At 63.9% G+C, this 14,572-nt stretch carries 11 protein-coding genes; 5 read left to right on the plus strand and 6 right to left on the minus strand.

Features of this window, described 5'->3' with window-relative positions:
* Positions 1 to 69: 69 nt before the first annotated feature.
* The 3 genes from AC0L2U_RS14925 to AC0L2U_RS14935 form a co-directional block, all read right to left on the minus strand.
* Positions 70 to 846 (minus strand): ABC transporter substrate-binding protein, encoded by a 777-nt coding sequence (locus AC0L2U_RS14925; protein WP_292632994.1) that lies wholly within the window; start codon positions 844 to 846, stop codon positions 70 to 72.
* 125 nt (positions 847 to 971) lie between these two features.
* Positions 972 to 2,729 (minus strand): hydantoinase B/oxoprolinase family protein, encoded by a 1,758-nt coding sequence (locus tag AC0L2U_RS14930; RefSeq protein ID WP_127397400.1) that lies wholly within the window; start codon positions 2,727 to 2,729, stop codon positions 972 to 974.
* A 1-nt stretch (position 2,730) separates the two neighbouring features.
* A complete protein-coding gene (locus AC0L2U_RS14935; protein ID WP_473602112.1) occupies positions 2,731 to 4,815 on the minus strand; it encodes a hydantoinase/oxoprolinase family protein in 2,085 nt (694 codons plus the stop codon).
* Positions 4,816 to 5,035: 220 nt separating this feature from the next.
* Between AC0L2U_RS14935 and AC0L2U_RS14940 the strand changes: the two genes are divergently transcribed.
* The 5 genes from AC0L2U_RS14940 to AC0L2U_RS14960 all read left to right on the plus strand — a co-directional run bounded on the left by AC0L2U_RS14940 (position 5,036) and on the right by AC0L2U_RS14960 (position 11,491).
* Complete coding sequence (locus AC0L2U_RS14940) at positions 5,036 to 5,863, plus strand: ferredoxin--NADP reductase (RefSeq protein WP_127320870.1); 828 nt, start codon at positions 5,036 to 5,038, stop codon at positions 5,861 to 5,863.
* A 153-nt stretch (positions 5,864 to 6,016) separates the two neighbouring features.
* The gene (deoC, locus tag AC0L2U_RS14945; protein ID WP_127380899.1) at positions 6,017 to 7,066 is read left to right on the plus strand and encodes a deoxyribose-phosphate aldolase; all 1,050 of its coding nucleotides are present in this window, start codon (positions 6,017 to 6,019) and stop codon (positions 7,064 to 7,066) included.
* Between the two features lie 72 nt (positions 7,067 to 7,138).
* Positions 7,139 to 9,511 carry an aldehyde dehydrogenase family protein gene (locus AC0L2U_RS14950; protein WP_473602113.1) on the plus strand — a complete coding sequence of 791 codons (2,373 nt, stop codon included), beginning with the start codon at positions 7,139 to 7,141 and terminating at the stop codon, positions 9,509 to 9,511.
* A 183-nt stretch (positions 9,512 to 9,694) separates the two neighbouring features.
* Entirely contained in the window at positions 9,695 to 10,426 is a 732-nt protein-coding gene (locus tag AC0L2U_RS14955) for an SDR family oxidoreductase (RefSeq protein WP_473602114.1), read from the plus strand.
* 219 nt (positions 10,427 to 10,645) lie between these two features.
* Entirely contained in the window at positions 10,646 to 11,491 is an 846-nt protein-coding gene (locus AC0L2U_RS14960; RefSeq protein ID WP_127294714.1) for a fumarylacetoacetate hydrolase family protein, read from the plus strand.
* Between the two features lie 165 nt (positions 11,492 to 11,656).
* On the opposite strand, the gene AC0L2U_RS14965 is transcribed toward AC0L2U_RS14960, so the two are convergent.
* Genes AC0L2U_RS14965 through AC0L2U_RS14975 form a run of 3 tightly spaced genes read right to left on the minus strand, consistent with a single transcriptional unit; the run spans position 11,657 to position 14,568 of the window.
* Positions 11,657 to 12,655, minus strand: coding sequence for an ABC transporter ATP-binding protein (locus tag AC0L2U_RS14965; protein ID WP_128364118.1), 999 nt, complete (start codon positions 12,653 to 12,655; stop codon positions 11,657 to 11,659).
* Positions 12,656 to 12,670: 15 nt separating this feature from the next.
* Positions 12,671 to 13,732 carry a Gfo/Idh/MocA family protein gene (locus AC0L2U_RS14970; protein ID WP_473602115.1) on the minus strand — a complete coding sequence of 354 codons (1,062 nt, stop codon included), beginning with the start codon at positions 13,730 to 13,732 and terminating at the stop codon, positions 12,671 to 12,673.
* Complete coding sequence (locus AC0L2U_RS14975) at positions 13,729 to 14,568, minus strand: carbohydrate ABC transporter permease (protein ID WP_127265686.1); 840 nt, start codon at positions 14,566 to 14,568, stop codon at positions 13,729 to 13,731. The genes AC0L2U_RS14970 and AC0L2U_RS14975 overlap by 4 nt, the downstream gene beginning before the upstream one ends.
* Between the last annotated feature and the right edge of the window lie 4 nt (positions 14,569 to 14,572).

Here is a 14,572-nt window from a genome sequence, read left to right on the forward strand (position 1 = left end):
GGAAATCTCCATCGTTCATGAAAAACGGCAGCGCCAGGCAGCGCTGCCGGAAGGCATTTGTTGTCGTTCTCAGCTGCCGTAGACGTCGAAGGAAAAGTATTTGTCGTTGATTTCCTTGTACTTGCCATTGGCGCGCAGCGCGTCGATGGCCGCATTGAGCTTGTCGGCCAACTCCTTGTTGCCCTTCTGCAGGGCGATGCCGACGCCGGGGCCGTGTATGGCCGGATCGGCCGTCAGCGTGCCGAGCAGCTTGCAGCAGGCGCCGTCTGGCTTCTTCAACCACTCGGTCAGGATGATCGAGCCGTCCATCATCGCGTCGAGGCGGCCATTGGCCATGTCGGTGCGGGCATCGTCGCCCGTCGGATAGGCCTTGACCGTCGAGCCTGCATATTTCTGGTCGGCGAATTTCTGGTGTATGGTCGCGGTCTGCACGCCGAGCGCCTTGCCTTTCAGATCGTCCGGCGAGGTGCCTGATATGGTCGAATCCTTCGGTACGGCGATGGCCGGCGGCGTCTGGTAGTATTTGTGGGTGAACTCGATCTTCTCGGCCCGCTCGGGCGTGATGGTGATGTTGATGATGGCGTCGAACTTGCCGGCCTGCAGCGCCGGTATGGAACCATCGAAATCCTGCACGCTGAACTCGCACTCGGCCTTCATCTCGGCGCACAGCGCCTTCCCCAAGTCGATGTCGAAGCCGCCCAGCGTGCCGTCGGCACTGGCGTAATTGAAGGGCGGATAGGCGCCCTCGGTGCCGATCCTGAGTTTTTTGTCCTGGGCGGAGGCGGCGCCCGTGGCAAGGGTGAGAGCGACGGAAGCGGCAAGCACGGAACGACCGAAAAGACGCATGTTCGAGTTCCCCGTTGAAAGCGGGAAGTCTACGGGCTTTCATGATCCCGGCGGAGACGGAAACGACATGCGCTGCGGCGATCGCGGCGCGGCGAGCGGACCAAGCCCTCACGATTGGTCGTGCGTTAGCCGGCGCGCTGCTTGTTCGTCGCTGTCCGGTCGATGCCGAGTTCGCCTGCCGAGAGGACAACGCCAAATTTTTCGTTGGCTTCCTCGACCGTATAGTAACCCAACGCCACGTCGCGCAGCACCAGATCCGGATCGCGCTGCAGCGGATCGCCGTAGCCGCCACCGCCCGGCGTGCCGACACGCACGCGGTCGCCGGCCTTGAGCGCGATGTCCTGCTCCTTGGACAAATGCGGTGGTACATGTTCCTCGCCGTTGCGGAAGACGGTCACCATGTTGACCGCGCCATCCCTGCCGCCGAGTGCGCCTTGGGGGCCGAAACGGCCGTGATCCATGACGAAAGAAGCACGGGCGTCACCGCGCAGGATTTCGACCTCATAGGCGAGCCCGAATCCGCCGCGATGCTTGCCGGCGCCACCCGAACCTTCGCGCAGGGCATAATGGCGGTAGAGCACAGGAAAGGCCTGCTCCATGATCTCGACCGGCGGCGATTTGGAAATGCCGATGGTCGAGCAGCCATTGGTCAGCCCGTCATGGCCTGAATTGCCGCCATAGCCGCCGCCGGAGATCTGGTACATGACGTAGTCGCGGCCGCGCGCCGGATCGTTGCCGCCGAGCGCGAAATTGCCGCTGGAGCCGGCGGGCGCCGCCGTCACCTTGTCCGGCAACGCCTGCACCATCGCCGCGAACACCGCTTCCGCGATGCGCTGCGACACTTCGGCCGCGCAGCCCGATACGGGGCGCGGATATCTGGCATCGAGGAACGTGCCTTCCGGCCGCTTGACTTCAAGCGGTTCGAAGGCACCGGCGCTGATCGGCACATCAGGGAAAATGTGGCGCATGGCGAGATAGACCGAGGACAAGGTCGTCGCCAGCACACTGTTCATCGGCCCGGCGCAGGGCTTTGACGAGCCGGTGAAATCGAAGGTCAGCGTATTGCCTTTTTTCTCGACGGCGAGCGCGATGGTCAGCGGCTCGTTAACCACCCCGTCGGAATCGACAAACGCCTTGGAATGGTAGATGCCGTCGGGAATGGCTGAGATGTTGGCGCGCATCTGCTCGGCCGCGCGGCGGCGCAGTTCGGCGATCGCCTCGACAACCGTTTCATCACCGTAACGATCCAGGATCCCATTGAGCCGGTCCTGGCCGATCAGCAGTGCCGCAGCCTGGGCGCGGATGTCGCCGATGCGCTGGTCGGCAACGCGGATGTTGGAGCAGATGATGGCGTAGATTTCCGGATCGAGCACGCCCTTCTTGAACAGTTTGACCGGCGGCAGTCGCAGGCCTTCCTGCTCGACTGCGGTCGCCGAGGCCGAAAAACCGCCCGGCACCGAACCGCCAATGTCGGGCCAATGGCCGGTGTTGGACAGCCAGCAGAAAATCTTGCCGTCCCGGTAGACCGGCATGGCGAAGCGCACATCCATCAGATGGGTGCCGCCGAGATAGGGGTCGTTGACGATGTAGATGTCGCCCGGCTCCGGGGCCAAGCACCGGCCATCGGCGATCATCTCGATCACCGTCCTGGTCGAATATTGCATGACGCCGACGAACACCGGCAGGCCCTGGCTGCCTTGCGCGATCAGCGAACCATCGACGGCCGAATAGATGCCGTCGGAGCGGTCATTGGCCTCGGCGATGACAGGCGAGAAGGCGGCGCGCGAGAAGGTCAGGTCCATCTCGTCGCAGACCTGCTGCAGTGCCGCCTGCAGGACCGAAAGGGTGATGGCGTCGAGCTTTGCCCTATCAAGATTTGGCATCTCAGGCCTCGCCAATGTCGATGATGATGTTGCCGTCGGCGTCGCTGCGTGCGCGGTCGCCGGGCTCGAGCACGGTGGTGGCATCCATCTGTTCGAGGATCGCCGGCCCTTCGATTTCAGCGTCAAGCGGCAGCTTTTCACGCGCGTATACCGGCGTGTCGTGCCATTGGCCGGCGTACCAGACCGGCCGGATCTCGCGCCGCGCCTCGTCGAGCGTTGTTGCGCGCCCAGCCGGGTCGATCAGGCGCGACAGGTCTATCGACGGGCGGACGCCCGTCACCGAGGTGTTGAGATTGACAAGGTTGGCGCGGATTTCCGGCAGTTCGACCTTGAAGCGGGCAAAATAGGCCTTTTCGAAAAGCTGCTGCAGCGTTGCCCGCGTCACCGATGAGGACGGCAGCGGCACGTTGATGATGTGGGTCTGGCCGACGAACTGCATGTCGGCGGAGTGCGTGACGCGGATCGTCTCCGGCTTCACCGCTTCCTTGCCGATCAGCTCTTCGCCTTCGTTCCGGTGCCGTTCCAATACGGTGCGAAGCTGTGTTTCGTCGAGCACCGCCACCGGCTGGTTGACGGTGTTGACGAAATCATGGCGCAGGTCAGCGACGACGCAGCCGAGTGCGTTGGTGATGCCCGGACGCGCCGGTACCAGCACCTTGGGCAGGCCGAGTTCGCGCGCCAGGGCCGTTGCGTGCAGCGGGCCGGCGCCGCCAAAGGCGAACAGCGCGAAATCACGAGGGTCATGGCCGCGCGATACCGAGACCATGCGGATGGCGCCCGCCATCTTCATGTTGCCGAGCCGCAGCACCGCGCCCGCCGCCTCGACGCCGGACAGGCCGGTCGCCTTGCCTATCTTGTCTTCGAAAATGCCGGTGACGCGCTCTGATGTGACGGGATTTTGGACCGCCAGCAGCTTCTTCGGCGCCAGCCGGCCGAGCACCAGATTGGCGTCGGTGATGGTCGGCTCGAGACCGCCGCGTCCGTAGCAGATCGGGCCGGGATTGGCGCCGGCACTTTCCGGACCGATCTGGATCAGGCCGGCCGCATCGACGCGGGCGATCGAGCCGCCGCCGGCGCCGACCGTGTGCACCGCCACCATCGGCACATGGATCGGCATCGCATATTCGATCTCGATCTCGTTCGACACTGCCGGCTCGGCATTGCGGATCAACGCCACGTCGGTCGAGGTGCCGCCCATGTCATAGGTGACGAGGTTTTCGAAGCCGGCGCGTTTTCCCGTATAGGCGGCGGCGATGACGCCCGAGGCCGGGCCGGACATGACCGTCTTGGCCGATTCACGTGTGACGAAGCGGGCCGAGATCATGCCGCCATTGCCGTTCATGATCAGGAAGTCGCGGGCATAGCCTTTGGCGGCCAATTCCTTGCGCAGCCGCTCGACATAGCGCTCGAGGATCGGCTGCACTGAGGCGTTGACCGAAGCGGTCACGCCGCGTTCGAATTCGCGCGCTTCCGACAGCAGCGCATGGCCTGCCGTGATGTAGCCGTTCGGCCAGAGTTCGGTGGCGATTTCGACGGCGCGCCGCTCATGTGCCGGGTTGGCGTAGGAATGCAGGAAATGGATGACCAGGGATTCGCAACCGGCCGCTATCAGCGTCTGCACTGCGTCGCGCATCTCGGTCTCGTCGAGCGGCGTGCGCACCGCGCCCGATGCTTCGACGCGCTCCGAGACTTCGAGCCTGAGATTGCGCGGAATGATCGGCACGAAGCTGCCGGTCATGCCATAGGCCTGCGGCCGCGTGCGCCGGCCCAGTTCGATCACGTCGCGAAAACCGCGCGTGGTGATCATGCCGGTTTTCGCCAGCCGGCGTTCGAGCACCGCATTGGTGGTGGTGGTCGTGCCATGCACGATGAGGTCGATGCTATCGATGGCAAATCCGGTGGCGCCGAGTGCCGAAACCACACCGAAAGCCTGGTTGTCCACCGTGGTCGGCGTCTTGGCCAGATACACCCGGCCGCCGTCGCTTCCGTCGATCAGGAGCAGGTCGGTGAAGGTGCCGCCGACATCGATACCGGCGACGACATTTCCCCGGGAATTGCGCGCTTGCGCCGAAATATTCTCTTCCATCGTCGAAACCCGAAATGCGCGGACTACGGATATGCGCCAGTTTGGAAAGCTGTTTTAAGGGAGCATCTTGACGCAAATATCGTTTGTATACTAATAAATTCTGGACACAAGAGCTTGCCGCTTTGCAGTGTGCGAACAGCCCGCCGGGATCTGAATGGTCCGGGCGTGCAGGTGAAAGTTTGGCGCCCGCGTCCACGGTTGGGCCAGAAGGTTGGATTTGATGAACACCACATCCGCTCTCAACACCGCCGGCGCCCGACCGCTGCAGTTCCCGATTCCGGCCAACGTCTATGCCGAAACCGTCGTCTCGGTGAAGCACTATACCGATCGGCTGTTCTCGTTCCGCATCACCCGTCCGCAGTCGCTGCGCTTCCGCTCCGGCGAGTTCGTCATGATCGGCCTGCCCAATGCCGAGAAGCCGGTGTACCGCGCCTATTCGGTGGCGAGCCCGGCCTGGGACGAGGAGCTGGAATTCTTCTCGATCAAGGTGCCGGACGGTCCGCTGACCTCCGAACTGCAGAAGATCCAGGTCGGCGATACGGTTATCATGCGCCAGAAGTCGACCGGCACGCTGGTGGTCGACGCGCTGACGCCGGCCAAGCGGCTGTTCATGATCTCGACCGGCACCGGCATCGCGCCTTTCGCCAGCCTGCTGCGCGACCCCGACACCTACGACAAGTTCGATCAGCTGATCCTGACCCATACCTGCCGCGACAATGCGGAACTCACCTACGGCCAGGAGCTGGTCGCGGCGTTGGAAAGCGACCCGCTGATCGGCGAACTGACCACTGGACGCGTCACGCTCTACAATTCGACGACCCGCGAGGACTCAGCGCGCATGGGCCGCATCACCGCGCTGATCGGCTCCGGCAAGTTCTACAGCGATCTCGGCATCGACAAGCTCAGCCCGGAAACCGACCGCATCATGATCTGCGGCTCGATGCATATGCTGAAGGACGTCAAGGAACTGGCCGAAAGCCTCGGCTTCGAGGAAGGTTCGCTGAGCCACCCGGCGACTTTCGTGGTCGAGCGCGCTTTCGTCGGCTGAGCCGCACCTGAAATCTCGAAGTCTGCGTTTTTGACCATACGGTCAAAAACTGCTGCTTTCGCCGCCTTTTTCGGATATCACCGTCTGCAGGACTCGTGAAGTACGACTTCACGGGCTATCTTCGGCACACGTCGCTGAATGAAAGGGCAGGAGATGAGCAGCACAATCCGCGAAGCCGATGTTGGCTCGTCCAAGGTGACGCCACTGCCGGCGCGTGCCGCCGCCAACACAGCCGTTCCACCGGACCATCGCATTGCGCGCAATCCCGGCATGAAGCTCGATCTCGGCTTCATGGAATCGGTGCGAAGCGTCAACCGCTCGGCGCTGGAACGGCGCGTCGCCAGCTTGACCAAGCGGCGCTCTATAAAGGCCGACAACCAGGCGGCCTGGCTGCTGCGCGCCGTCGCCTGCATGGATTTGACGACGCTGAATTCCAACGATACCGAGGAGCGCGTGCGCCGGCTCTGCGCCAAGGCGATCAATCCGTTCCGCCGCGACATCGTCGAGGGCCTTGGCATATCGGGTGAAACCATCCGCCCGGCCGCCGTCTGCGTCTACCATCCCTTCGTTGCCACCGCCGTCGATGCGGTGCGCGGCACCGGCATCCATGTCGCCGCCGTTTCCACCGCCTTCCCGCATGGCCTTACGCCGCTGTCGACCCGCCTGCAGGAGATCGAGGCCTCGGTCCGCGACGGCGCCGACGAGATCGACGTCGTCATCCCGCGCGGCCTGGTGTTCGGGGCCAAGTGGCGGGAGCTTTACAACGAGATCGTCTCGATGCGCGCCGCTTGCGGTGACGCGCATCTGAAGGTCATCCTCGGCACCGGCGACCTCGCCACGCTGCGCAACGTCATGCTGGCCTCGATGGTGGCGATGATGGCAGGCGCCGACTTCATCAAGACCTCGACCGGCAAGGAAAGCGTCAATGCGACGCTGCCCGTCGGCCTCGCCATGGTCCGCGCCATCAGGGCCTATTTCGAGGAAACCGGCTATCTCATCGGCTTCAAGCCGGCCGGCGGCATATCCACGGCCAAGGCCTCGCTCGACTGGCTGGTGCTGATGAAGGAAGAGCTCGGCCGGCCATGGCTGGAGCCAGACCTGTTCCGCTTCGGCGCGTCGAGCCTCTTGACCGACATCGAGCGCCAGCTCGAGCACCATCTGACGGGACACTATTCGGCCAATCATCGCCACGCGATGGCTTGAGAGATTTACCCCCACCCCGATCGGCAAGCCGATCGACCCTCCCACAAGTGGGAGGGGTGAAGGAGGCGCCCAATGAACATTCTCGACCGCTACCACGCCATGGAATACGGCCCGGCGCCGGAAGCCCGCAACGAGGCCGACGCCTGGCTTGCCGCGCGCGATTTCGGCAAGGCGCTGTTCATCGGCGGCGACTGGAAAGCCGCGTCCGGCGGCAAGACCTTCAAGACCAGCGAGCCGTCTTCCGGCAAGCTGCTGGCCAACGTCTCGGACGCCAATGCCGCCGATATCGACGCGGCGGTTGCGGCCGCCGCCAAGGCGCTGCCGAAGTGGTCGGCAGCCTCAGGCTATGTCAGGGCCAAGGTGCTCTATGCCATCGGCCGCGCCATGCAGCGCCACCAGCGCCTGTTCGCGGTGCTTGAGACAATCGACAATGGCAAGCCGATCCGTGAAAGCCGCGACATCGACGTGCCGCTGGCGATCCGCCATTTCATCCACCATGCCGGTTGGGCGCAGGCGCTGGACAAGGATTTCCCCGGCCACAGGGGTGTCGGCGTGGTCGGCCAGATCATCCCGTGGAACTTTCCGCTGCTGATGCTGGCCTGGAAGATCGCGCCGGCGCTCGCCGCCGGCTGCACCGTGGTGCTGAAGCCGGCCGAGTTCACGCCGCTGACCGCTATCCTGTTTGCCGAGATTTGCGAACGCGCCGGCGTGCCGAAAGGCGTCGTCAACATCGTCCAGGGTGGGCCGGAAGCGGGCGCGGCAATCGTCAACCATCCCGGCATCCAGAAGATCGCCTTCACCGGCTCTTCCGAGGTCGGCAAGATCATCCGCAAGGCTACCGCCGGGTCAGGGAAAAAACTGTCGCTGGAGCTCGGCGGCAAATCGGCCTTCATCGTCTTCGAAGACGCCGATCTCGACAGCGCCGTCGAAGGCCTGGTCGATGGTATCTGGTTCAACCAGGGCCAGGTCTGCTGCGCCGGCTCGCGGCTGCTGGTGCAGGAAGGCATCGCCGACGCCCTGATCGCCAAGGTCAAGACGCGTATGCGCCGGCTACGCGTCGGCAGCCCGCTCGACAAGAACACCGATATCGGCCCGCTGGTCGACTTGACCCAGCTTGACCGCGTCAAGGGCCTGGTTGCCGAAGGTGCCAGGCAGGGCGCCGTCTGCTGGCAGCCGGATGCGGCGCTGCCGTCTTCCGGCTACTACCATCTGCCGACGCTCGCCACAGGTGTTTCGCCGGCTAACATATTGGCACAAGAAGAGGTGTTCGGCCCTGTTCTGGCGACCATGACCTTCCGCAACACCGAGGAAGCGATCGAGCTAGCCAACAACACGCGCTACGGGCTCGCCGCCTCGGTGTGGAGCGAGAACGTCAACCTTGCTTTGCACGTCGCGCCGCAATTGAAGGCCGGCGTGGTCTGGGTCAACGGCACCAACATGTTCGACGCCGCCTGCGGCTTCGGCGGCTACCGCGAGAGCGGTTTCGGCCGCGAGGGCGGGCGCGAGGGCATGTTCGAATATCTCACGGCAAAGCTGCCGCTCGGCCCGGTCATCAAGCCGGCGACGACCTCCGCACAGCCAGTCGAGCAGCCGGACGGCGACACGATCGACCGCACGGCAAAGCTGTTCATCGGCGGCAAGCAGGTACGGCCGGATGGCAATTATTCGCTCGCCATCGCCACCGCCAAGGGCAAGCTTGCCGGCGAGGTTGGGCTCGGCAGCCGCAAGGATATCCGCGATGCCGTCTCTGCCGCCCGCGGTGCCAAGGCCTGGCCGGAGGCGACCGCCTATAACAGGTCCCAGGTGCTCTATTATCTGGGCGAGAATCTTTCCGGCCGTGCCGGCGAGTTCGCCGCCCGTCTCACCGAATTGACCGGCGCTACGCCCAAGGCCGCGCGGGAAGAGGTGGAACAATCCATCGAACGGCTGTTCCTCTATGCCGGTCTGGCCGACAAGTTCGAGGGCCGCGTGCACCAGCCGCCGGCGCGTGCCGTGACGCTGGCGCTTCATGAACCGGTCGGCGTCGTCGGCATCGTCGCCCCCGATAGCTCGCCGCTGCTCGGCCTGATATCGCTGGTCGCACCGGCTCTGGCCATGGGCAACACCGTGGTCGCGGTGCCGTCGGAGCGCTACCCGCTGCTGGCGACCGATCTCTACCAGGTCATCGAATATTCCGACATTCCCTCAGGCGCCATCAACATCGTCACCGGTCGCAGCGCCGAACTCGCCGGCGTGCTGGCCAAGCATGACGATGTCGACGGGCTCTGGGTGTTCGCCGACGCAGAGACCTGCGCCAAGGCGGAGGCAGAGTCCATCGGCAACCTCAAGCGCGTCTGGAGCGGCAATGGCCGCAGCCTCGACTGGGCATCCGACGAAGCCGCCGGCGACGCCTTCCTGCGCCGCGCCGTCGAGGTCAAGAATGTCTGGGTGCCTTACGGCGATTGATGTCCCGCCGCGCCGTTGAGACGGTTCGGGGTTGACGCACGGACAGATGTTCTTTAACGAGAAAAAACATCTTTATCAGTGAACGGTCAGCGGCGCAGGCTGCACGATCACGCGTGACTGGCACATGACGCCTTGGCCAGCCGCAGGTAGACCCGGACTATCCCAGCGGACGAGGAGAACAGCATGGCGGATCTGGCAGGCAAGGTCGTTGTCGTCACGGCAGCGGCGCAAGGCATCGGCAAGGCGAGCGCACTGGCGTTCGCAAAAGCTGGCGCCATCGTCCACGCCACCGACATCAACGAGACACTACTGGCGGAACTCGCCAGGACGCCGGGGATCAAGACCCGCAAGCTGGACGTGCTCAACGACGAGGCCGTCAACGCCGCCTTTGCCGAGATCGGTGTCGTCGATGTGCTGTTCAATTGCGCCGGTTTCGTCCATTCGGGCTCGATCCTGGAGATGAAGGACGCCGATCTCGATTTCGCGCTGAACCTCAATGTTCGCGCCATGATCCGCACCAGCCGTGCCGTGCTGCCCGGCATGCTGGAACGCGGCGATGGATCGATCATCAACATGGCCTCGCTGGCCAGTTCCACCAAGGGCGTGCCCAACCGCTTCGTCTATGGCCTGACCAAGGCCGCGGTCATCGGCCTGACCAAGGCGATCGCCGCCGACTATGTCGGCAAGGGGATACGCTGCAACGCCATCTGCCCCGGCACGGTCGAGAGCCCGTCGCTGCAGGACCGCATGCACGCGCAAGGCGACTACGATGCCGCCCGCGCCGCCTTCATCGCCCGCCAGCCGATGGGCCGGCTCGGCACGCCGGAGGAGATAGCGGATCTCGCCGTTTATCTGGCCGGCGCCACCTATACGTCAGGGCAGGCCTACAATATCGACGGCGGCTGGTCGATCTGACTGCGGAAATCTTGCGCGAGCCGGACGATCCGGCCCTTTCCCGGCGTTTGACAGGGGATCGAAGAGTCTGAAAATCCCGCGCGCCGGCTATCTCGCATGGCGATCGCGCTTGTCCCTAGTCAGGTCGATGGGTACGGTCCGCCGGTTCCTTGAAGGCGCAATCGCCTTGGCGGAAAGTTTGCAAAAGGCCACGAGGCCGCAATCAGGAGAAGGATTTAGATGAAACTGCTGCGCTATGGCGAGGTGGGAAGCGAACGTCCCGGCCTGCTCGATGCGGATGGAACGATCCGTGATCTCTCCGCTCACGTCACCGATATCGGCGGCAAGACGCTCGACCCGGCATCGCTGGCGGCACTGGCCAAGCTCGATCCCAAGTCGCTGCCGGCGGTTTCCGGCAGCCCGCGCCTCGGCGCCTGCGTTGCAGGCACCGGCAAGTTCATCTGCATCGGCCTCAACTATTCCGACCACGCCGCCGAGACCGGCGCCACCGTGCCGCCGGAGCCGATCATCTTCATGAAGGCAAGCTCGGCCATCGTCGGGCCGGATGATGACGTGCTGATCCCGCGCGGCTCGGAGAAGACCGACTGGGAAGTCGAGCTGGCCGTGGTCATCGGCAAAACCGCCAAATATGTCAGCGAGGCCGACGCGCTCGACTATGTCGCCGGCTATAGCGTTGCCCACGACGTCTCCGAACGCGCCTTCCAGGCCGAGCGGCAGGGCCAGTGGACCAAGGGCAAGAGCTGCGACACGTTCGGCCCGACCGGCCCATGGCTGGTAACCAAGGACGAAGTGGCCGATCCGCAGAACCTCAAAATGTGGCTGACGGTCAACGGCAAGACGATGCAGAACGGCTCGACCAAGACCATGGTCTATGGCGTCAAGTATCTGGTTTCCTATCTCAGCCAGTTCATGTCGCTGCACCCCGGCGACATCATCTCCACCGGCACGCCGCCCGGCGTCGGGCTGGGCATGAAGCCGCCGGTGTTCTTGAAGGCCGGCGATGTGGTTGAGCTCGGCATCGAGGGCCTGGGCCAGCAGAAGCAGACGTTCAAGGCGGACGTTTAGGCACTACATTTCGGGGTCAGCGCTGCCCCCTCATCCGGCCGCTTCGCGGCCACCTTCTCCCCGATGGGGAGAAGAGGTAAGCGGCGGCGCTGACAATCTCCTCTCCCCTCGGGGAGAGGTCAGCCGAGCGAAGCGGAGGCTGGGTGAGGGGGCTGCGCCGCCGCGCTACTTCAGCACCTTCCCATCGGCCCCAAACCGATAGGTCTTCGCCGGATCCGGCGTCGCATACAGCGTGGCACCCGGCTCGGCATCATAAACACCAAAAATCCGCACGGTAATCAGACCGGCCTTCTCGCAATCGAGATAGAGGTTGGTGTCGGCGCCGAGATGTTCGGCGTGAACGACCGTTCCCTTCCAGGCGCCGGATTTCGGATCGACGGTCAAATGTTCCGGCCGCACGCCGATGGTCTTGGCGGTTTCGCCGAGCCTGGCGCCGTCGACGAAATTCATCTTTGGTGAGCCGATGAAGCCGGCGACGAACTCATTTGCCGGCGAATTGTAGAGCTCCATCGGGCCACCGATCTGCTCGATTTTCCCTGCGTTGAGCACCACGATCTTGTCGGCCAGCGTCATCGCCTCGACCTGGTCGTGGGTGACGTAGATCATCGTCGCCTTCAGCCGGCGATGCAGCTGCGCGATCTCCAGCCGCGTGTTGACGCGCAGTGCTGCATCGAGGTTCGAAAGCGGCTCGTCGAAGAGAAAGAGCTTGGGTTCGCGCACCACGGCGCGGCCGATGGCGACACGCTGGCGCTGGCCGCCGGAGAGTTCGGCCGGCCGCCTTTCGAGATACGGCTCCAGCGACAGCATCGACGAGGCGATGCCGATGCGGCGCTCGATCTCCGGGGCGGGCGTACCGGCCTGCTTGAGGCCAAGGCCCATATTGTTCTTCACCGTCAGATGCGGGTAGAGCGCATAGGTCTGGAACACCATGGCGATGCCACGCTTGGCCGGCGGCGTGGCCGAGACATCCGCGCCATCGATGACGACGCGGCCCGAAGTCGAATCCTCCAGTCCGGCAATGACCCTGAGCAAGGTCGACTTACCGCAGCCGGAGGGGCCGACGAAGACAACGAACTCGCCGTCGTTCACTTCGAGGTTGATGCCCTTCAGCACCTCGACCGGCCCAAAGGCCTTCTTCACGTTCTCGATGTTCAGCGAGCCCACGGCTTCGTCCCTGTTCTAGAGTTTGACGGCGGTGCCACTGCGCACGCTCTCGTCGGCTGCAAGGCAGACGGCGAGCGATTTGACCGCGTCGTCCATATGTTTGGTGAGATCGAGATCCTCGCGGATCGCCTTCAGCACGAAGGCCTGTTCGAGGTCGCAGAGATCCTGATGGCCGGGTTCGCCCTCCATCGACAGCATCTCGTCGGCCTTGAGAAACTTGCCGTCCGCGCCGGTCGCCGCACTGTGCAGGCGGATGGTCGAGGTCTTGGTGTGGGTGTCGATGTCGTCGGACTTGACGCCCTCCTTCATGACGATCGACACGCAGCCATTGGGCGAGATCACGTCCTTCACGAAGAAGGCGGTTTCCGAAATCATCGGACCCCAGCCGGCTTCGTACCAGCCGACCGAACCGTCGTCGAACAGCACCTGCAAATGGCCGTAATTGTACATCGACTGCGCCACCTCGTCGGACAGCCGCACGCCCATGCCACGCACCTCGATCGGCTTGGCATCGGTGATCTGCAGCATCACGTCGAGATAGTGCACGCCGCAGTCGACGATCGGCGACGTCGTCTGCATCAACTGCTTGTGCGTCTCCCAGGTGTGGCCCGAGGATTGCTGGTTGAGGTTCATGCGGAAGACATAGGGGCCGCCGAGCTTGCGGGCTTCGGCGATCAGCCTGATCCAGGACGGGTGATGGCGCAGGATGTAGCCGATCACCAGTTTCTTGCCGTTGGCCTTGGCCGCGGCGACGACACGCCTGGCGTCGGCCACCGTCGTTGCCAACGGCTTCTCGACGAAGACGTGGCAACCGGCCTCGAAGGCCTTCACCGCATAGTCGGCATGGCTGTCGGAATAGGTGGCGATGCAGGCGACATCGGGCTTTTCGTCACGCAGGGCGTCATCGAAGGAGCGCCTGATGCCGTAATCCGACAGCCCGTCCGGCAGCGGCACGTCGGAGCGATTGATCAGCGCCGCGATCTGGAAACCGGGATTGGTATGATAAGCCAGCGCATGGCTGCGGCCCATATTGCCGAGGCCGGCGACAACGACACGAAGGGGTGTTTCAGAGTTCACTTGACGGCTCCGGACGTGATGCCGCGGATCAGCTGCCGCGAGAAGATGACGTAGAGGATCAGCACCGGCATGATCGCCAGCGACAGGGCAGCGAGAATGGCGTTCCAGTTGGTGACGAACTGGCCGAGGAACAGCTGGGCGCCGAGCGTCACCGTCTTGGTTTCTTCCGACGGCGCCAGGATCAGCGGGAACCATAGGTCGTTCCAGATCGGGATCATGGTGAAGACGGCGACGGTCGCCATCGAGGGCCTGACCAGCGGCAGCACCAGGCGGAAGAAGATGGTGTATTCCGACAGGCCGTCGATGCGGCCGGCGTTCTTCAGATCGTCGGACACCTGCTTCATGAACTCCGACAGGATGAAAACGGCAAGCGGCAGGCCTTGCGCGGTATAGACCAGGATCAGCGCCGTCAGCGTGTTGACCAGCCCGCTCGCCACCATCAATTGCAGGATGGCGACGGTGCCCAGCCGGATCGGGATCATGATGCCGAGCGCCAGATAGAGCCCCATCAGCGAGTTGCCGCGGAAGCGGTATTCCGACAGGGCGAACGCCGCCATGGCGCCGAACAACAGCACGAAGAACAGCGAGGCGACGGTGACGACGAGGCTGTTCTGGAAATAGTGGATGAAGTCGCCCTGGCCGATGACGGTCGTGTAGCCGATCAGGTCGAAGGTTTTTGGCGTCGGGGGCGTCAAAGGCGCGCCGAAGATGCCGGCGCGGGACTTGAACGAGTTCATGATGACGAGGATCACCGGAAACAGAGCGATCACCGTGTAGGTCAGCAGGATCGCGTGGGCGCCGATGGTGCGGGGCACGGAACGGGTGGCGGTGCTCATCTCT

The sequence above is a fragment of the Mesorhizobium sp. WSM4808 genome (genome assembly GCF_055811675.1).

What these genes read in the sequence shown, in the direction of transcription:
- AC0L2U_RS14925 (WP_292632994.1), bottom strand. Translation starts at nt 846, where the DNA reads ATGCGTCTTTTCGGTCGTTCCGTGCTTGCCGCTTCCGTCGCTCTCACC.
- AC0L2U_RS14930 (WP_127397400.1), bottom strand. Translation starts at nt 2,729, where the DNA reads ATGCCAAATCTTGATAGGGCAAAGCTCGACGCCATCACCCTTTCGGTC.
- AC0L2U_RS14935 (WP_473602112.1), bottom strand. Translation starts at nt 4,815, where the DNA reads ATGGAAGAGAATATTTCGGCGCAAGCGCGCAATTCCCGGGGAAATGTC.
- AC0L2U_RS14940 (WP_127320870.1), top strand. Translation starts at nt 5,036, where the DNA reads ATGAACACCACATCCGCTCTCAACACCGCCGGCGCCCGACCGCTGCAG.
- deoC (WP_127380899.1), top strand. Translation starts at nt 6,017, where the DNA reads ATGAGCAGCACAATCCGCGAAGCCGATGTTGGCTCGTCCAAGGTGACG.
- AC0L2U_RS14950 (WP_473602113.1), top strand. Translation starts at nt 7,139, where the DNA reads ATGAACATTCTCGACCGCTACCACGCCATGGAATACGGCCCGGCGCCG.
- AC0L2U_RS14955 (WP_473602114.1), top strand. Translation starts at nt 9,695, where the DNA reads ATGGCGGATCTGGCAGGCAAGGTCGTTGTCGTCACGGCAGCGGCGCAA.
- AC0L2U_RS14960 (WP_127294714.1), top strand. Translation starts at nt 10,646, where the DNA reads ATGAAACTGCTGCGCTATGGCGAGGTGGGAAGCGAACGTCCCGGCCTG.
- AC0L2U_RS14975 (WP_127265686.1), bottom strand. Translation starts at nt 14,568, where the DNA reads ATGAGCACCGCCACCCGTTCCGTGCCCCGCACCATCGGCGCCCACGCG.